Consider the following 16,926-nt stretch of genomic DNA (forward strand, 5'->3'; position numbering starts at 1 on the left):
GTGGACGACAGGCCCTTTCGCTATCTGGGGACCGGGATGGGGATCGGTGGCAGGCGCGGGATCTGGGGGAGACCGGGAAGCGCCGGCGTCGGAGCGGACGGCGCGGGCGGTGGTGTGGTCACCACCGGCACCCGGACCGAGCCGTCACTGATGTAGATCGTGACGACCGAACCGGGAATCGCCGAGCCGTTCGGCGAACTGCCCATCACCGTGCCCTTGGCCTGCGAGCCGGGACTCACCACCGCCGACACCTGGAACCCCGCGGTGGTCAGCATCGAGGTGGCCTCACCCTGCGACCTGCCCGCCACATCGGGGACCTGGGAGTTGTTCGCGCCCCGGACGTACTTGTCGTCCAGCGGCGGCAGACTGGGCGGCGGGAACCGGTCGAGCACCGGCTTGATGGCGTTGAACCAGGTGCGGGCCGGTTCGTTGCCGCCGAACAGGCCGGAGGCGTTGCTCGCGCCGCAGTTGCGCAGCGGGAACGAGCAGATCTCGCCCGGTGTCGGGCTGTCACCGTAGACGTAGACCGACGCGGCCAGCGAGTTGGTGAAGCCGATGAACGCCGAGGAACGGTGGCTCTCGGTGGTACCGGTCTTGCCCGACATCGGTGCCGCCCAGCCCGCCGACCGTGCGGCGCCAGCGGCGGTACCGCTGATGTCGTCCTTGCTCATCGCGTTGGCGAGAGTATTGGCCAGGCCCGGCTCGACGACCTGCTCGCACGCCTGCTGGGTGAGCGGGACGACCTTGCCGTTGCGGTCGACGACCTCCTGGATGGGGGAGGGCGGGCACCACTTGCCCGCGGAACTGAGCGTGGCTCCCACATTGGACAGCTCGAGCGGGTTGATCGCGAACGGGCCGAGCGTGAACGAACCCATGTTGTTGTCTTTGATGTGGTCGGCCAGGCTCGCGTTGCCGTGCCCGGAGGTGCCGGGCTTGGTGTAGGAGCGCATGCCGAGGCGAACCGCCATGTCCACGGCCGAGGCCACCCCGACGTCCTGGATCATCTTCACGAACGTGGTGTTGGGCGAGGTGGCGAGCGCGTCGGTCACCGACATCGATCCGGGGTAGTTGCCCGCGTTCTTGACGCACCACGCGTCGGCAGGGCAGCCAGGCGCGTTCGAGTAGCCCATGCCCCTGGCGGCGTAGGTGCCCGGCACCTCGACCTGGGCCGAGATGCCGAGGCCCTTCTCCATCGCCGCGGCGGTGGTGAACAGCTTGAAGATCGAGCCGGCTCCGTCGCCAACCATGGTGTAGGGCTGGCCGAGCAGGGTCTCGTTGGCGTCCCGGTCGAGGCCGTAGGTCCGGCTCGACGCCATCGCGAGTACGGGGTGTGTGTCCTGGCCTGGCGCGACCACCGACATGACCTCGGCGATGTTGTCGAGGTTCGGGTCGGCCTGCTCGACCACCGCGCGCTTCACCGAATCCTGGAGCACGGGATCGAGGGTGGTCCTGATCAGGTAGCCGCCCTTGTCGACCTGCTCGCGGCTGATCCCGGCCTCTTCGAGGTACTGCAGCGCGTAATCGCAGAAGAAGCCCTTGTCCTGGGCGGCGATGCAGCCGCGTGGCAAGCCCTTCGGCTCCGGCAGGACACCGAGCGGTTCGTTCTTGGCCTCGCGGAACTCCGCCGCGCGATGCGGGATGTTCTGGATCAGCGTGTCGAGCACGGTGTTGCGCCGGTCGGTGACGCCTTCGACATTGGTGTAGGGGTTCAGCTTGGAGCTGGACTGCACCATGCCGGCCAGCATCGCCGACTGGGTGATGTTCAGCTCGGCGGCGTCGATGCCGAAGTAGGTCTGTGCCGCGTCCTGGATGCCGTAGGAGCCGTTGCCGAACGGCACCAGGTTCAGGTAGCGGGTGAGGATCTCGTCCTTGCTGAGCTCGCGGTCGAGCGTGAGCGCCATCCTGATCTCGCGCAGCTTGCGCGCCGGGGTGGTCTCGATGGCGGCGCGGCGTTCGGCGTCGGTCTTCGCGACGACGAGCAGGTTGAAGTTCTTCACGTACTGCTGGTCGATCGTCGACGCGCCCTGCTGCACCTCGCCGGAGGAGGTGTTGGTGAGGAAGGCGCGCAGGGTGCCCTGCCAGTCGACGCCCTTGTGGTCGGCGAAGCGCTTGTCCTCGATGGAAACGATGGCCAGCTTCATGTTGTTGGAGATGCGATCGCTCGGCACCTCGAAGCGGCGCTGCTCGTACAGCCAGGCGATGGGGTTTCCGGCCGCGTCGACCATGGTGGAGACGGCAGGGACCGTGCCTTCCACCAGTTCGGCGGAGACATTGTCGACGGCGTCGGCGGCGCGGTTGGAGATGAACCCGAATCCACCGGCCAGGGGGAACAACAGCCCGGCGACTAGCACGGCGGCCAGCGCGCAGCTGCCGGCCAGCCTCGCGAGCGTTTGAGTGATCGGCACCGGTCCAGCCTAAAGGGTGGGGTGGCGGTGTTCACGGCTGTGCCGCCCACCGGGGATGTCCGGTCGGTGCCCGGCGGATGGTCCGGGCGTGTCAACAAAATGATCACATCGGCGTGTCGTGCCCTGGCACGCCGGTGATCAGCGCAGCTGCCCGGTCGGGCCACGATTTGAATGGACGGCCGTACCAAAAAATCCAGGGGTGGTCTTGCGCAAGCCCCATACCTTTACCTAGATTGAGAACCCAGTGTGATAGAGCTAACACTCAAAGTGGAATGTGGTGCGGACCGCAGCGGTAGTTGGGTTGCTGTGATCCGCGCTCGCGATTCTGGAGCGCCGTACAACGGTGTTCGGACTGCAAAGGGGCACATCGAAATGCACATCACAACCCCCATCGCTCGACTGGATGTAGAGCAGGCCGAGGCAAGGATCGCTTGGGTTGCCCAGGCGCGATGCAAGGAAGTGGACCCTGACCAGCTGTTCGTTCGTGGTGCGGCGCAGCGCAAGGCGGCGACGATCTGCCGTCATTGCCCGGTCTTGATGCAGTGTGGTGCCGACGCGCTGGACAACCGGGTGGAATTCGGAGTGTGGGGCGGGATGACCGAGCGGCAGCGGCGCGCGCTGCTCAAGCAGCATCCCGACGTGACATCGTGGGCCGACTTCTTCCAGGCCCAGCGCCAGCATCAGGTGGCCATCTAGGGCCGAGACCGGGCCGTTATCACACCGGCGCCGAATCCGTGGGGTTTGCGGATTCGGCGCCGTCGGCCGGTGTTGCGGGTTTGTTAGCTATAGCCGTTTTGTCTGAATCAGGCGACGGCGGTGGTCGTGCCGGTCAGCTGATCGCCCACCGCCCGCAGCGCGTCCAGGTCCGAGACCTCGAAGGGAAGCGCGGTGACCGAAACCATCGGAACCCGCGGATGAGCACCGGTGAAGCGATGCAGCAACCGCTGCTCCCGCTTCGCGGTCGCCACCCTTTCGGCGTGCACGCGCAGCACCGCCGCGGTGAGCGGATCCGACTCGCGCAGCTGATCGGCCGCGGTCAGCGCGTGATCACCGGACAGCGCCGACAGCGCGGGATGAGTGCGGTTGAGTACCAGCCCGGCCAGCGGCATCCGCTCGGTGGAGAGCCGGTCGACGAAGAACGAGGCCTCCCGCAGCGCATCGGGTTCCGGTGCCGCGACCACCAGGAAGTGCGTGCCCGGCTTGGACAGCATCGCGAAGGTGCGCTCGGCCCGGTCCTGGAAGCCGCCGAACAGCGATTCCAGCGACTGCAGGAACGCCGAGGCGTCCTTGAGCATCTGCCCACCGACGATGGTCGACACCCCGCGCATCGCCAGGCTCATCGCACCGGTGACGAACCGGCCGACGCCGCGACCCGGTGCCATGATCAGCCGGATCATCTTCCCGTTCAGGAACGTGCCGAGCCGCTTCGGCGCGTCGAGGAAGTCCAGCGCGTTGCGGGACGGCGGAGTGTCGACGACGATGAGGTCCCACTCCTTGTGCCCGGCCAGCTGACCGAGCTTCTCCATCGCCATGTACTCCTGCGTGCCACCGAACGACGAGGCGACCGTCTGATAGATCGGATTGGCGAAGATCTGCTCGGCCTTGTCCGCGCTGGTGTGCTCGAGCACCATGTCGTCGAAGGTGCGGCGCATGTTCAGCATCATCGCGTGCAGTTCACCCGGCACCTCGGCGCCGAGCTCGACCCGCTGCGGAGTGTTGTCCAGGTCGGCGACCCCGAGCGACTGCGCCAGCCTGCGCGCTGGATCGATGGTGAGCACGACGACCTTGCGGCCCGCCTCGGCGGCGCGCAGGGCGATCGCGGCCGCGGTCGTCGTCTTGCCGACACCGCCGGAGCCGCAGCAGACGATCACCCTGGCGGACGGATCGGCGATGATGCCGGCGACATCGAGGCGGGTCGGGGTGGTTTGCTCGCTCATCGCACTCCCTGCGCGGATAGCTGTTCGGCCAGTTCGTAGAGTCCGCCGAGGTCGACGCCCTCGTCGAGGGCAGACAGGTGCAGCTGGGGCACGTCGACCTCGGCGAGCTCGGCCGCGCTGGCGTCCTGTGCGGTCAGCATGACCGCGTGGTCAACGCTCTCGGTGAGCAGGCCGGCGAAATCCGGCTCGGGCAGGGTGATCCCGGCCTTGGCCAGACTCGCGGCGATCTCGGTGGTGTCCAGCTCGCCGCGCACGGCGAGCTCGCGCTGGGCGGGGTCGAACTGTGCCTTGGCGGCCCGGTTGACGATCACCGTGCCGATCCGCAGATCGTTGCCGGTGAGCTCGGCGACCGCGTCGGCGGTCTCCTGCACCGGCAGCGCCTCCAGCAGCGTCACCAGGTGGATCATCGTCTGATCGGAATGCAGCAGCTTGGACACGCCGTCGGCCTGCGCGGCGATCGGACCGCCCTTGGCGATCTCGGCCATGGCCTGGGTGACGTCGAGGAAGCCGGCGATCCGGCCGGTGGGCGGCGCGTCGACGACGATGTCGTCGTAGGCGGGCCCGCCGTCGGCGCCGGTGCGCACCACGCACTCCTTGATCTTGCCGGTGAGGATCACATCGCGCAGGCCGGGCGCGATGGTGGTGACGAACTCGATCGCGCCCATCCGGCGCATCGCCCGGCCCGCGAAGCCGAGGCTGTAGAACATGTCGAGGTATTCCAGGAACGCGTGCTCGATGTCGAGGGCGAGCGCGAACACCTCACCGCCGCCGTCGGCGCTGGCGATCTGGGTTTCGGTGGGCGGCAGCGGCGGCCGGTCGAACAGCTGCGCGATGGACTGCCTGCTCTCCACTTCGACCAGCAGCACCTTGCGTCCGCCGGCGGCGAGCGCCAGCGCGAGCGCCGCCGAGACGGTCGACTTGCCGGTGCCTCCCTTGCCGGTCACGTAGTGCAAGCGGGCCTTGGCCGCGCGCTGTGGCCATCCGGTAGACGGTCCGGGAACCGACGAAACCGGCTCTGCTGTTGGTGCTCCCACGTCGCCGAGCCTATAACCCGTTTCCCATCGGTGGTCCGGGTGCGCCCTAAACTCACACCATGAGTGAAGTCACCCTGTGGGAGTACGCGACCGTGCCGCTGTTGACGCACGCGACCAAGCAGATCCTCGATCAGTGGGGCGCCGACGGCTGGGAGCTGGTCACGGTGCTGCCAGGCCCGACCGGCGAACAGCACGTCGCCTACCTGAAGCGGCAGAAGTAGCCGTGGCTACCGCGTGGAAGGACGCGCTCGACCGGCTCGGGGTCACCCTGCCGCCGGTCGCGGCCCCCGTCGCGGCTTACATCCCGGCCGTGCGCACCGGATCGCTGGTGTACACCTCCGGTCAGCTGCCCTTCGTCGACGGTGAGCTGTCGGCGGTCGGCAAGGTCGGGGCCGAGGTCGATGTGGAGTCGGCGAAGGAGGCGGCGCGGCTGTGCGCGTTGAACGCGCTGGCCGCCGTGCACGATCTGGTCGGGCTCGACCAGGTGGTGCGGGTGGTGAAGGTGGTGGGGTTCGTCGCCTCGGCCCCCGGATTCAGCGATCAGCCGATCGTGATCAACGGCGCGTCGGAGTTCCTCGGCGAGGTCTTCGGCGACGCGGGCGTGCACGCGCGTTCCGCGGTCGGGGTCTCGGAACTGCCGAAGAACACACCCGTCGAGGTGGAATTGATCGTCGAGGTCGGATAGGCAGCCGTCATGGCACTGGAACACCCCGCGTACGGCCGGGTTCGGGCGATCACCCCGACGGCGTCGGTGCTGTTGGCCGACAATCCGTCGCAGATGACGCTCGACGGCACCAACACCTGGCTGCTACGCGGGCCCGGCAGCGACGAGTACGTCGTCGTCGATCCGGGCCCGAAGGACAAGAAGCACACGGCCGCGATCGTCGCGGCCACCGGTGGGCGGATCGCGCAGACCCTGATCACCCACCACCACCACGATCACACCGGCGGCATCGATCATCTGGTGCAGGCCACCGGGACGCCGGTGCGATCGGTGGACCCGAAGTATCTGCGCGGTACCGGGACCCCGCTTGCCGACGGCGAGGTCATCGAGGCCGCAAACATGCGCATCACCGTGCTCGCGACACCGGGACACACCGACGACTCGGTGAGTTTCCTGCTCGACGACGCGATCGTCACCGGTGACACGGTGCTCGGGCACGGCACCACGGTGCTCGCCTCGGCCTCCGGCGCGCTGGCCGATTTCCTGGCCTCGCTGGAACTACTGCTCGAGCACGGCACCGGCCGGGCACTGCTCCCCGCGCACGGTCCCGATCACGCCGACGCGGCGCCGGTGTTGCGGTACTACCTGAATCACCGGCGGGAGCGTCTCGACCAGGTCAGGGCGGCATTGGCCGAACTGGGCCAGGACGCGGGCGCGTTCGCGGTCGTGCGCAAGGTGTACGCGGATGTGGACAAACGGTTGTGGCCCGCCGCGCGCAGCTCGGTGCAGGCGCAGCTGGAGTATCTGCGGGCCGAACGCGGGGTCTGAGCCGGTCGTCGGCGTGCGCGTGCGTGCGTCGGCGACCGGTGCGCGCGTGTGACGACGACGGCACGCCGGAACCACCTCGGGTGCGGACGAGGCCCTCTCCCACGGACCCGCACCGGTGGTTCCGGCGTGCCGGAATGTCGTCGAGTCAGGCGATCAGCGCGCGCGCCGGGCGAGACGCTCGGAGTCCGAGATCAGCACGCTCTTGCCCTCGAGCCGCAGCCACCCGCGATGGGCGAAGTCGGCCAGCGCCTTGTTGACGGTTTCCCGGGAAGCGCCGACCAGCTGGGCGATCTCTTCCTGGGTGAGGTCGTGGGTCACGCGCAGCGCGCCCGCTTCCTGGGTGCCGAAGCGCTGAGCGAGCTGCAGCAGCGCCTTGGCGACGCGGCCCGGCACGTCGGTGAAGATGAGGTCGGCGAGGTTGTTGTTGGTGCGGCGAAGGCGACGGGCCAGCACGCGCAGCAGCTGCTCGGCGATCTCGGGACGCTGATCGATCCACTGCTTGAGTGCGTCCCGATCCATCGTCACCGCGCGGACCTCGGTGACCGTTGTCGCGGTCGAGGTACGCGGGCCGGGGTCGAAGATCGACAGTTCACCGAACATGTCGGACGGCCCCATGATGGTCAGCAGGTTTTCCCGGCCGTCGGGGGAACGGCGGCCGATCTTCACCTTGCCCGAGGTGATGATGTACAGCCGATCGCCGGGTTCGCCCTCGTTGAAGATGACGTGGCCGCGCGGAAAATCGACGGGCTGCAGCTGCTTGGCGAGCGCGGCCACCGCGGTGGGCTCGACGCCTTGGAAGATGCCTGCTCTGGCGAGGGCCTCGTCCACGAATGTGCTCCTTATGGGATATGGCTTGCGAACCTGGTCGAGCGAATCGACCAACAGCGCAGTCTACGCGGCATCACGGCAGCACAGTGACAGACACCACGTAAAGAGTGGATTGCGCACAGTTCGCGCACCGTGAACGGGAGGTTCAGCTGGCGCGGGCGACGTCCAGATCGGCGGCGCGGGAGCGGCGCTTGCGTACCCGCCCGACCGCGGCGGGCAGGCCGAGCTTCGTCAGCTCTTTCACCTCGGCGTTGCTGGCGCTGTCCAGGTACTGCTGAACCTCTTCGTCGGGTTCGAGAAGCTTACGGAGCCGGTTCTCGACCCGCTCCATCCCCAGTGCGAACAGCATCAACAGCACTGGGAAGAGCACCACAGCGAGTCCTTGCATGACAGGCAGTAAACACGGTCCAGGTCTCAGATGGAACACAGCGGGCCAACTCGGCACCCAATGTTGTCGTAGTGGTTCCGTATGGTGGACGAGTGTCCGTTCCCCCCTCCACCGCGGCCGTCGGCGATGCCGCACCGGCCGCGGCGCCCGCTGGTCTCACCGCGGCGCGAAAGCGCAAGAACCGCGCACTAGCGGCGGAAACGCGGACCGGGCTGGTCCGGCGCGCCCGCCGGATGAACCGCACACTCGCCGCCGCGTTCCCCGACGCGCACTGTGAGCTGGACTTCACCACTCCGCTGGAATTGGCGGTGGCGACGATCCTGTCGGCCCAGTGCACCGATGTCAGGGTGAACCTCACCACGCCCGCGCTGTTCGCGAAGTACCGCACCGCGCGCGACTACGCGGAGGCCAACCGGGCCGAGCTGGAGGAATACATCCGGCCCACCGGTTTCTACCGCAACAAGACCAGCTCCCTCATCGGGCTCGGACAGGCACTCGAATCCGATTTCGACGGTGAGTTGCCTCACACCCTGTCTGATTTGGTGAAATTGCCCGGAATTGGGCGTAAGACCGCGAACGTCATCCTCGGCAACGCCTTCGACGTCCCCGGCATCACGGTCGACACCCACTTCGGCAGGCTGGTGCGTCGCTGGAAGTGGACCGAGGAGGAAGACCCGGTCAAGGTCGAGCACGCGGTCGGCGCGCTGATCGAGCGCAAGGACTGGACGATGCTCTCGCACCGGGTGATCTTCCACGGCCGCCGGGTGTGTCACGCCCGCAAGCCCGCCTGCGGCGCCTGCGTGCTTGCCAACGACTGCCCGTCCTACGGGACCGGCCCGACCGATCCGGCCCTCGCGGCCGACCTGATCAAGGGTCCCGAACGCGAGCACCTGCTCGATCTGGTCGGGCTGTGAGCGAGCGCGGGCGGATGCACCGCCGATTCGGCGCGTCCGCGCGCACGGCGGCGTTGTGCGCGCCCGCGCGCGCCACGGCACCGAGCGCAGACGAGGTGCGGGCGTGAGCGAACCGGCCGACTCGCCGCAGACCCGGCGGCCCGCGATGCGCTTGGTACTGGCCGCGGCCATCCTCGTGCTCGCCGCCGCGGTCGCGCTGTGGCCGCGGGGTGGTTCCGACGACCCCGACCAGACCAGCCACCCGTCGGCACGACCGGCCACGGTCTCGGCCGAGCAGCGCGCGGCCGCCGGGCTGGCATCGTGTCCGGTGCCGACCACCGCCACCTCGGGGCCGCTGTCGGGCCTCTCGCTCACCTGCCTCGCCGACGGCGCGCCCGTCGACCTCGCCGCCGCGCTGGCGGGCAAGCCCGCCCTGCTCAACCTGTGGGCCTACTGGTGCGGGCCGTGCGCCGTCGAGCTGCCGCACCTGCAGGAGTTCGCCGAACTGGCAGGTTCGGAGGTCACCGTGCTGACCGTGCACAGCGATCCCGACGAAGCCAAAGCGCTGTCCAGACTGAGCGGGCTCGGCATAACCCTGCCCGGCGTCGAGGACCAGGACGCCAGCGTGCGGACCGCCGTCGGCGCGCCCGCGGTACTCCCGGTGTCGGTGCTGGTCCGGGCGGACGGCACGATTGCCGGTGTGGAGGTGCGCACGTTCGCCGATGTCGCCGACATCGCCGATACGGTGGCCGACAAGCTCGGTGTTCGGATCGCGGTATGACGAAGGACCTGATGATGAGCGGTGTGATGCGACCGGACGAATCCGGCCTCCCGTCCTGGCTGCACGCGGCCATCCGGCACGGCGGCGCCGACGCCGACGACACCCTCGCCGCCTCCCGCGCGCTGCGCAGGGCCATGTCGATCACCGGCAAGCCGCGGCAGGCCGCGGTCCTGGTCTTGTTCGGTGGTTCGGCCGACGCCGACCCGGCGGGCGCGGGCGGGCTGCCCGCCGACGCGGATGTGCTGCTCACCCAGCGTGCGTCGACCATGCGCCAGCACCGCGGCCAGGTCGCGTTTCCCGGCGGCGCGCAGGATCCCGGCGACGACGGCCCGATCGGCACCGCGCTGCGCGAGGCCGCCGAGGAGACCGGGCTCGACCCCGCGGGCGTGCAGCCGTTCGCGATGCTGCCGAAACTGTTCGTGCCGCCGTCGAAATTCGATGTCACCCCGGTGCTCGGCTACTGGCGGGCACCCACCCCGGTCGGCGTGGTCGATCCGGGCGAAACCGAGCGTGTGGTCCGGGTTCGGCTCACCGAATTGCTCGATCCGGCACACAGATTCATGGTCCGTGGCAGTCTCGGCTACCAGAGTCCCGCTTTCCAGGTCGACGGCATGCTGGTCTGGGGGCTCACCGGCGGTATCCTCGCCGGAATCATCAAAACAGCGGGCTGGGAACGAGACTGGGATCGGGGCGACGTGCGTGATTTGGAGAGCTCACTGGCTGCGGTCGGAATGACCCTGTGAGCGAGCGGATGGCGGTCGCGCCGGAGCCCGGCGTCGGTGAGGTGCCCGCATGAGCCCGTCGGTGTGGCTCGACATCGCGGTCGTGCTGATCGCGCTGGTCGCGGCATCGACGGGCTGGCGGCAGGGCGCGGTGGCGTCTGCGCTCGCGTTCTTCGGCGTCGCGCTCGGCGCGGTCGCGGGCATCCTGATCGCCCCGCACATCCTCAAACACCTCAGCGAGGGCCGCAGCCGGGTACTCGGTGGCATCCTGCTGATCGTGCTGCTGGTGATCGTCGGTGAGGTCGCGGGCATGGTGCTCGGCCGCGCGGCCCGCAGCGGGATCCGCAATCCGTTCGCGCGCAGCGTCGACAGCATCACCGGCGCGATCCTGCAGGCGTGCACCGTGCTGGTCGCCGCCTGGCTGCTCGCATTGCCGCTGGCCACGGCGTCGCAGCCCAATGTCGCGGCGGCGATCAACGGCTCGAAGGTGCTCGCCGACGTCAACGAGGTCGCGCCGTCATGGCTGCGCAAGCTGCCCAACGAATTCTCCAAGCTGCTCAACACGTCGGGGCTGCCGGACGTCATCGGGCCGTTCGGGCGGGCCCCGATCGCGGCGGTCGAGCCGCCGGACGCGAGCGTGCTCGCCAGTCCGGTCGCGGCCTCGCTGCAGCAGAGCGTGCTGCGCATCCGTGGTGTCGCGCCGAGCTGTCAGCGTGCGCTGGAGGGCTCGGGTTTCGTCATCGCGCCGGAACGGGTGATGACCAACGCGCACGTCGTCGCCGGCACCAACACGGTGTCGGTCGACACCGCGCGTGGCGCACTGGACGCCACCGTGGTGCTGTTCGACCCGTCCAAGGACATCGCCGTGCTCGCCGTGCCAGGTCTGATCGCCCCCGTCATCCCATTCGCACCGGAGGCGGCCGATTCCGGTGAGAGCGCGATCGTGCTCGGCTACCCCGGTGGTGGGCCGTACACGGCCAGCGCGGCCCGCGTCCGCGAGATCCTCGACCTCACCGGTCCGACGATCCACCGCAACGGTGAGGTCGAACGCGAGGTCTACACGGTCCGCGGCCAGGTTCGCGCAGGCAACTCGGGTGGACCACTCGTCGACGCCGACGGTCAGGTCCTCGGCGTGGTCTTCGGCGCCGCCGTCACCGACGACGACACCGGCTACGTGCTCACCCTGAACGAGGTCGGCCCCGAGTTGTCCGCCGCTCCGGCCAGCAGCACTCCGGTGCCGACCGGCGCGTGCGTGCTGAGCTGAGTTATTGGAGCGCTGGCGCGCTCGAGTCGCGGCCCCCTGGTGTCCCGCCGACTTCGTCGGCGGACCCTCCTCGAGGTCGGGTCGTGCGGGGCGGGTGGCCGCGCTCGGATGCCGCCGTGACACGGCCTATCAGAATGGATGACCGAAGGGGGTGCCCTCACGGCGAGACCAGACCACCCTGCGGCGAGCCGTTCACCCCGTTCTGTTCCCGCCAGCGGGTGGTCAGGACCTCGTTGACCCTGGCGGGGTTCTCCTGGTGCGCGTAGTGGCCCGCGTCGGGGATGGCGACCAGGGTGCGGTCGGGCGACAGGCGGGCGCCGCGATGGAAGGTGGTCGGCAGCAGGTAGGGGTCGTGCTCGCCACGCAGCCCGAGAACCGGGATGCCGACGGGGGTGCGCATGGTCGCCATGAAGCGCTTGCCGTCGGGCCGCCATTGGCTGCGGAAGGCCCAGCGCTGATACTCGAGGGCGCTGTGCGCGGCGCCGGGAATCCGGATGGCCGCGCGCATGCGGGCCGCGGTCTCGGTGAATTCGGCGGTCCGTGACCATGATTCGCTCACCCTGGCGCGCAGCAGGCGTTCCACCTCCGCGCCGTCGCGGCGGGTGAGCACATGCTCGGGATAGCGCGGCAGCTGGTAGCGCAGGAACTCGGGCAGCCAGGTCGCGCGCTGGGCCGAGTCACGCAGGACGGCGCTCTTCAGCGCCGCCGGATGCGGCGAACTCACCAGCGCGATCGAGCGGACCAGCCGCGGATGCAGCACGGCGGTGGCCCAGCAGACCAGCCCGCCCTCGGCATGTCCGACCAGCGTGGCCTCGGTGTGGCCGAGCGCCCGGATGAGCCCGGCGACATCACCGGCCAGGGTCCACCCGTCGTAGCCGCGCGGTGGCTTGTCGGTGTCGCCGTAGCCGCGCAGATCGACGGCGACGGTGCGATATCCCTGCGCGGCGAGGCCGGTCAGCTGATGCCGCCACGACCACCAGAAATCGGCGAATCCGTGCAGCAGCAGCACCAGTGGGGCATCGGCGTGCTCGGTGTCGTCGGCTTCGACGACGTGGAATCGAATCCCGTTGGCGTGCACGTCCCGGTGCGCCCACGGGCCGCCGAAGCGGACACTGGACGGATCCGGGAAAGAGTTGGACGACACGCCGATCGAGCCTAGTGGGCGGGCCCGGCCGTGGCGACCGGGCCTGCCCGGCGCGTCATCGGCTGGTCGACTTCTCCAGCGCGGGAACCTGCTCGCTGTGGGTGAGCGCGGCGGGCAGTACCTCGGCGGTCTGCTTGAGCGAGCTGATGGTCTTCTCCGGTGCCCGCAACTTGCGCACCTTGAGCCAGCCGAGGAAGGCGAGCAGCGCGGTGGTCGCCACCATCAGCACGAACACGATCAGGAACGCGGCCCAGCGGTACAGCCACACGTCGAGCAGTTCGGCCAGGAAGAAGAAAAAGAAGAAAGAGCTGAACAGCAGCACCGTCAGCGCGAGGATGAAGAACACGCTGCCGGTGAGGCCCTTGCGGACCTCGGCGGTGACCTCTGCCTTGGCCAGTGCCACCTCCGCACGGACCAGGGTCGACAGCTGCTCGGTCGCGTCGCGGACGAGACTGCCGATGCTCGCCGATCCGGGCGGGTTGGCGTCGGTCAACGGGATGGAAGTGACCGTGCGACCGTCATTTCCGCCTTGGGTGTAACTCACTTCGTCGACCCTTCTCCCTGTCCTGGCACTACTAGGCCTCACTGTCCGGTTGGAGCTCGTCCGCATCACGGCGCGCTTGGTGCGCACGCCCACGGCGCAACAGTAGCGCCGATCCGACCAGCGATGCTGCCATGGAGGTCACGAGGACCGCGGCCTTGGCCAGATCGATAACGGCCTCGCCTTCGTCGGCCAGCGCGAGTTCCGCCACGAGCAGGCTAACGGTGAAGCCGATCGCGCCGAGAACCGACAGGGCGAACATGTCTCGGTATTCCAGGCCTGCCGGGCGTTTCGCCCAGCCGAGCCGGATCGCCACCCAGCTGATGCCGAAGATGCCGACGGTCTTACCCACCAGCAGGCCGAGGATGATCGCCAACGAGAGCCGATCGGTGAACAGCTGCCCGAAGACATCGCCGTCGAGCGGGACACCCGAGGCGAACAGCGCGAACAGCGGTACACAGAACCCGGCCGAGATCGGCTGCACCACATGCTCGAGGTGGGTCGCGGGCGCCTCGTGCTCGCCCGGATCCTTGCGGACTCTGGTGAGCAGGCCGAGCGCGACACCGGCCAGTGTCGGATGGATCCCCGCCTCGTGCAGTGCGTACCAGCAGACCAGCGCGATCGGGATGTACAGCAGCGGCGTGTGCAGCCGCAGCTTCTGTCCAAGCGCCCACGCCGCGCAGCAGGCGAGCGCGGCGGCCAGCCACATCATCGACAGCGACGCGGTGAACAGCACCGCGATGAGCACGATCGCGAGCAGGTCGTCGACCACGGCGAGGCTGAGCAGGAACACCCTGGCACTGGCCGGGATCCTGGAGCCGGTCATCGCCAGTACGGCCAGCGCGAAGGCGATATCGGTGGCCACCGGGATCGCCCAGCCGCTGTCCATACCGGGCACACCCCAGCCGACGGTCAGCGCGATCAGCGCGGGCGTGACGACACCGCCGAGGGCGGCGATGATCGGCAGGGCCGCGCGTTTGGGATCGGCGAGCTCGCCGACGACGAGTTCGCGTTTGAGTTCGAGCCCGGCGACGAAGAAGAAGATCGCGAGCAGGCCGTCCTTGGTCCAGTCGGCCAGGCTCAGGTCGAGGTGCAAGGCGTCGATGCTGAGGTGGGTGTCGACCATCGTCTGATAGCTCGCGCCCCACGGCGAGTTCACCCAGATCAGGGCAACGGCGGCCGCGATGAGCAGCAGGGAGCCGCCGACGGTCTCGGTGCGTAAGTAGCGGGTTAGCTCGGAGCGAACGCGGGTGATCACAAGCAGTGGCCTTTCGGCAGGCAGCGGCGGACTGCGGGCGCTCATCCCACCCATCGGCGACACAGATTCACGACCGCATGCCGACCAGTCTTCCCGGCACACCTGAACGGAATCCTAACGGAACCGGCCGGTGACATTCGACTTCACCGGCCGTACCCTGCCCGCCTCGCTCAGTTGCCGCCTGCCCGAATCGCCTCGAAAACGCCCGGATCCACCAGGGTCGAGGTGTCGCCGAGTTCGCGTCCCTCGGCCACATCGCGCAGCAGCCTGCGCATGATCTTGCCGCTGCGGGTCTTGGGCAGTTCCGGCACGATGTGGATCTCGCGCGGCTTGGCGATCGGGCTGATCTCCTTGGCCACCTCGGCCTTCAGTTCGTCGACCAGGCCGTCGCCCGCGTGTGCCGCCGCTTCGGCGGTGAGGATGACGAAGGCGACGATGCCCTGCCCGGTGGTGGCGTCGGAGGCGCCGACCACCGCGGCCTCGGCCACGCCCTGGTGGCCGACGAGCGCGGACTCGACCTCGGCGGTGGAGATGCGGTGGCCGGAGACGTTCATGACATCGTCGACCCGGCCGAGTACCCACAGGTCGCCGTCGGTGTCGAGCTTGGCGCCGTCGCCCGCGAAGTACCAGCCCTGTTCGGCGTAGCGTTCCCAGTAGGTGGCCCGGTACCGCTGCATGTCGCCCCAGATGCCACGCAGCATCGACGGCCACGGCTGATCGAGCACCAGATAGCCGTTGGCCTCGGTCTCCCCGAGCTGTACCGGCTTGCCCTCCTCGTCGACGACTTTCGCCGAGATGCCGGGCAGCGGGCGCATGGCGGCGCCGGGCTTGGCTGCGGTGACGCCGGGCAGTGGGGAGATCATGATGGCGCCGGTTTCGGTTTGCCACCAGGTGTCCACGATCGGGGTCTTGTTCGCGCCGAACACCTCGCGGTACCAGCGCCAGGCTTCGGGGTTGATGGGTTCGCCGACGGAGCCGAGCAGGCGCAGGCTGGTGAGGTTGTGGGCGTCGGGGATCTCGCGGCCCCATTTCATGAAGGTGCGGATGAGGGTGGGGGCGGTGTAGTAGATGGTGACGCCGTATTTTTCGATGATCTGGAAGTGGCGGTGTTCGGTGGGGGAGTTGGGGGTGCCTTCGTAGACGACCTGGGTGGCGCGGTTGGCGAGGGGGCCGTAGACGATGTAGCTGTGTCCGGTGACCCAGCCGATGTCGGCGGTGCACCAGTAGATGTCGGTGCCTGGTTTGTGGTCGAAGACGTTGTGGTGGGTGTAGGCGGCTTGGGTGAGGTAGCCGCCGCTGGTGTGCAGGATGCCTTTGGGTTTTCCGGTGGTGCCGGAGGTGTAGAGGATGAAGAGTGGATGCTCGGCGGGGAACGGCCGCGCTTCGTGTTCCGGGTGAGCGGTGGCCACCGTCTCGTGCCACCACAGATCGCGGCCGTCGGTCCACGGCACCTCGGTCCCGACCCGGCGCACCACGAGCACGTGTTCGACCGAGGACGGTACATCGCCCTTGGCGGCCAGCGCCTCGTCGACGGCCTCCTTCAGTGGCGCCGGCTTGCCACGGCGCCACTGCCCGTCGGTGGTGATGATCAGCCTGGCCTCGGCGTCGTCGACCCGCTGCCGCAGCGCGCTGGGTGAGAACCCGGCGAACACCACCGAATGTGTGAGGCCGAGGCGGGCGCAGGCCAGCATCGACACGATCGCCTCCGGCACCATCGGCATATAGATCGCGACGCGATCGCCTGCCTGCAGGCCGAGTTCGGTCAGGTAGTTGGCCGCGCGCGAGACCTCGTCGAGCAGTTCGCGATAGGTGATGGCGCGCGAGTCGCCCGGCTCGCCCTCCCAGTGGATGGCGACCTGGTCGCCGTGTCCGTCGAGCACGTGCCGGTCGAGGCAGTTGTAGGCGACATTGAGCTCGCCGTCGGCGAACCAGCGCGCCACCGGCGCGTCGCTCCAGTCCAGTACTCGGGCGAAGGGCTTGTGCCAGTGCAGCCGGGCGGCCTGTTCGGCCCAGAAGCCGTCGCGGTCGGTCTCGCCGCGCTCGTAGAGGTCGGCGCCCGCGTTGGCGGCGGCGGCGAACTCCGCGCTGGGCGGATACGAATCAGGATGTCCTGCAGCGGTTTCGGTCATGTCGAATCAGCCTCACATGCCTGGTGCGGTCGGGTCGGTCGGCAGGGCCGACCCCTGTCTCCTCGACAGTAGTCAACCGGGCCGATCCCGCGTGGCCGCCTGCGCTACGC

General features: G+C 68.9%; 17 protein-coding genes. 8 read left to right on the forward strand and 9 right to left on the reverse strand.

What is annotated here, in order from left to right:
- Positions 1–20: 20 nt before the first annotated feature.
- Entirely contained in the window at positions 21–2,405 is a 2,385-nt protein-coding gene (locus ACFOW8_RS04805) for a penicillin-binding protein (RefSeq protein ID WP_378545990.1), read from the reverse strand.
- A 372-nt stretch (positions 2,406–2,777) separates the two neighbouring features.
- Here ACFOW8_RS04805 and ACFOW8_RS04810 point away from each other — a divergent pair, with 372 nt between their 5' ends.
- The gene (locus ACFOW8_RS04810; protein ID WP_019044565.1) at positions 2,778–3,101 is read left to right on the forward strand and encodes a WhiB family transcriptional regulator; all 324 of its coding nucleotides are present in this window, start codon (positions 2,778–2,780) and stop codon (positions 3,099–3,101) included.
- Between the two features lie 107 nt (positions 3,102–3,208).
- Here the strand turns inward: ACFOW8_RS04810 and ACFOW8_RS04815 are convergent, their stop codons facing one another.
- Together ACFOW8_RS04815 and ACFOW8_RS04820 are read right to left on the reverse strand one after the other, a co-directional pair.
- Positions 3,209–4,342: an ArsA family ATPase gene (locus ACFOW8_RS04815; protein ID WP_378545992.1), complete on the reverse strand. Its 1,134-nt coding sequence runs from the start codon at positions 4,340–4,342 to the stop codon at positions 3,209–3,211.
- Positions 4,339–5,376 (reverse strand): ArsA family ATPase, encoded by a 1,038-nt coding sequence (locus ACFOW8_RS04820; RefSeq protein WP_378545994.1) that lies wholly within the window; start codon positions 5,374–5,376, stop codon positions 4,339–4,341. Before ACFOW8_RS04820 ends, ACFOW8_RS04815 begins: the two co-directional genes overlap by 4 nt.
- Positions 5,377–5,435: 59 nt before the next feature.
- Between ACFOW8_RS04820 and ACFOW8_RS04825 the strand changes: the two genes are divergently transcribed.
- Genes ACFOW8_RS04825 through ACFOW8_RS04835 form a run of 3 tightly spaced genes read left to right on the forward strand, consistent with a single transcriptional unit; the run spans position 5,436 to position 6,868 of the window.
- Positions 5,436–5,597: a DUF4177 domain-containing protein gene (locus ACFOW8_RS04825; protein WP_019044568.1), complete on the forward strand. Its 162-nt coding sequence runs from the start codon at positions 5,436–5,438 to the stop codon at positions 5,595–5,597.
- Between the two features lie 2 nt (positions 5,598–5,599).
- Positions 5,600–6,061: a RidA family protein gene (locus ACFOW8_RS04830; RefSeq protein ID WP_378545996.1), complete on the forward strand. Its 462-nt coding sequence runs from the start codon at positions 5,600–5,602 to the stop codon at positions 6,059–6,061.
- 9 nt (positions 6,062–6,070) lie between these two features.
- Positions 6,071–6,868, forward strand: coding sequence for an MBL fold metallo-hydrolase (locus tag ACFOW8_RS04835; protein WP_378545999.1), 798 nt, complete (start codon positions 6,071–6,073; stop codon positions 6,866–6,868).
- A gap of 153 nt (positions 6,869–7,021) precedes the next feature.
- Here the strand turns inward: ACFOW8_RS04835 and ACFOW8_RS04840 are convergent, their stop codons facing one another.
- Together ACFOW8_RS04840 and ACFOW8_RS04845 are read right to left on the reverse strand one after the other, a co-directional pair.
- Positions 7,022–7,696, reverse strand: a complete 675-nt coding sequence (locus ACFOW8_RS04840) for a Crp/Fnr family transcriptional regulator (protein ID WP_378546002.1) — start codon at positions 7,694–7,696, stop codon at positions 7,022–7,024.
- A 145-nt stretch (positions 7,697–7,841) separates the two neighbouring features.
- Positions 7,842–8,069 (reverse strand): hypothetical protein, encoded by a 228-nt coding sequence (locus ACFOW8_RS04845; RefSeq protein WP_378546005.1) that lies wholly within the window; start codon positions 8,067–8,069, stop codon positions 7,842–7,844.
- 248 nt (positions 8,070–8,317) lie between these two features.
- On the opposite strand from ACFOW8_RS04845, the gene nth reads away from it, so the two are divergent.
- The 4 genes from nth to ACFOW8_RS04865 all read left to right on the forward strand — a co-directional run bounded on the left by nth (position 8,318) and on the right by ACFOW8_RS04865 (position 11,744).
- The gene (gene nth / locus ACFOW8_RS04850) at positions 8,318–8,998 is read left to right on the forward strand and encodes an endonuclease III (protein WP_378548478.1); all 681 of its coding nucleotides are present in this window, start codon (positions 8,318–8,320) and stop codon (positions 8,996–8,998) included.
- 145 nt (positions 8,999–9,143) lie between these two features.
- On the forward strand, positions 9,144–9,758 hold the full coding sequence (locus tag ACFOW8_RS04855; RefSeq protein ID WP_378548481.1) for a TlpA family protein disulfide reductase: 615 nt from the start codon (positions 9,144–9,146) through the stop codon (positions 9,756–9,758).
- The gene (locus ACFOW8_RS04860; protein ID WP_378546008.1) at positions 9,755–10,501 is read left to right on the forward strand and encodes an NUDIX hydrolase; all 747 of its coding nucleotides are present in this window, start codon (positions 9,755–9,757) and stop codon (positions 10,499–10,501) included. The genes ACFOW8_RS04855 and ACFOW8_RS04860 overlap by 4 nt, the downstream gene beginning before the upstream one ends.
- A 49-nt stretch (positions 10,502–10,550) precedes the next feature.
- Positions 10,551–11,744 (forward strand): MarP family serine protease, encoded by a 1,194-nt coding sequence (locus ACFOW8_RS04865; RefSeq protein ID WP_378546011.1) that lies wholly within the window; start codon positions 10,551–10,553, stop codon positions 11,742–11,744.
- 157 nt (positions 11,745–11,901) lie between these two features.
- On the opposite strand, the gene ACFOW8_RS04870 is transcribed toward ACFOW8_RS04865, so the two are convergent.
- The 4 genes from ACFOW8_RS04870 to acs form a co-directional block, all read right to left on the reverse strand.
- Positions 11,902–12,888: an alpha/beta fold hydrolase gene (locus tag ACFOW8_RS04870; RefSeq protein WP_378546014.1), complete on the reverse strand. Its 987-nt coding sequence runs from the start codon at positions 12,886–12,888 to the stop codon at positions 11,902–11,904.
- Positions 12,889–12,943: 55 nt separating this feature from the next.
- Positions 12,944–13,432, reverse strand: coding sequence for a phage holin family protein (locus ACFOW8_RS04875; protein ID WP_378546017.1), 489 nt, complete (start codon positions 13,430–13,432; stop codon positions 12,944–12,946).
- Between the two features lie 31 nt (positions 13,433–13,463).
- Positions 13,464–14,732, reverse strand: coding sequence for a Na+/H+ antiporter NhaA (gene nhaA / locus ACFOW8_RS04880; RefSeq protein WP_378546020.1), 1,269 nt, complete (start codon positions 14,730–14,732; stop codon positions 13,464–13,466).
- Positions 14,733–14,857: 125 nt separating this feature from the next.
- Positions 14,858–16,816, reverse strand: coding sequence for an acetate--CoA ligase (acs, locus tag ACFOW8_RS04885; RefSeq protein WP_378546023.1), 1,959 nt, complete (start codon positions 16,814–16,816; stop codon positions 14,858–14,860).
- Positions 16,817–16,926: the final 110 nt, after the last annotated feature.

The sequence above is a fragment of the Nocardia rhizosphaerae genome (assembly GCF_042650365.1).
Lineage (GTDB): Bacteria > Actinomycetota > Actinomycetes > Mycobacteriales > Mycobacteriaceae > Nocardia > Nocardia rhizosphaerae.

Excerpts from the sequence above, each read along its gene's own strand:
- ACFOW8_RS04815 (WP_378545992.1), bottom strand. The coding sequence starts at position 4,342 with ATGAGCGAGCAAACCACCCCGACCCGCCTCGATGTCGCCGGCATCATC.
- ACFOW8_RS04865 (WP_378546011.1), top strand. The coding sequence starts at position 10,551 with ATGAGCCCGTCGGTGTGGCTCGACATCGCGGTCGTGCTGATCGCGCTG.
- ACFOW8_RS04810 (WP_019044565.1), top strand. The coding sequence starts at position 2,778 with ATGCACATCACAACCCCCATCGCTCGACTGGATGTAGAGCAGGCCGAG.
- ACFOW8_RS04855 (WP_378548481.1), top strand. The coding sequence starts at position 9,144 with ATGCGCTTGGTACTGGCCGCGGCCATCCTCGTGCTCGCCGCCGCGGTC.
- acs (WP_378546023.1), bottom strand. The coding sequence starts at position 16,816 with ATGACCGAAACCGCTGCAGGACATCCTGATTCGTATCCGCCCAGCGCG.
- nhaA (WP_378546020.1), bottom strand. The coding sequence starts at position 14,732 with ATGAGCGCCCGCAGTCCGCCGCTGCCTGCCGAAAGGCCACTGCTTGTG.
- ACFOW8_RS04860 (WP_378546008.1), top strand. The coding sequence starts at position 9,755 with ATGACGAAGGACCTGATGATGAGCGGTGTGATGCGACCGGACGAATCC.
- ACFOW8_RS04825 (WP_019044568.1), top strand. The coding sequence starts at position 5,436 with ATGAGTGAAGTCACCCTGTGGGAGTACGCGACCGTGCCGCTGTTGACG.
- nth (WP_378548478.1), top strand. The coding sequence starts at position 8,318 with ATGAACCGCACACTCGCCGCCGCGTTCCCCGACGCGCACTGTGAGCTG.
- ACFOW8_RS04835 (WP_378545999.1), top strand. The coding sequence starts at position 6,071 with ATGGCACTGGAACACCCCGCGTACGGCCGGGTTCGGGCGATCACCCCG.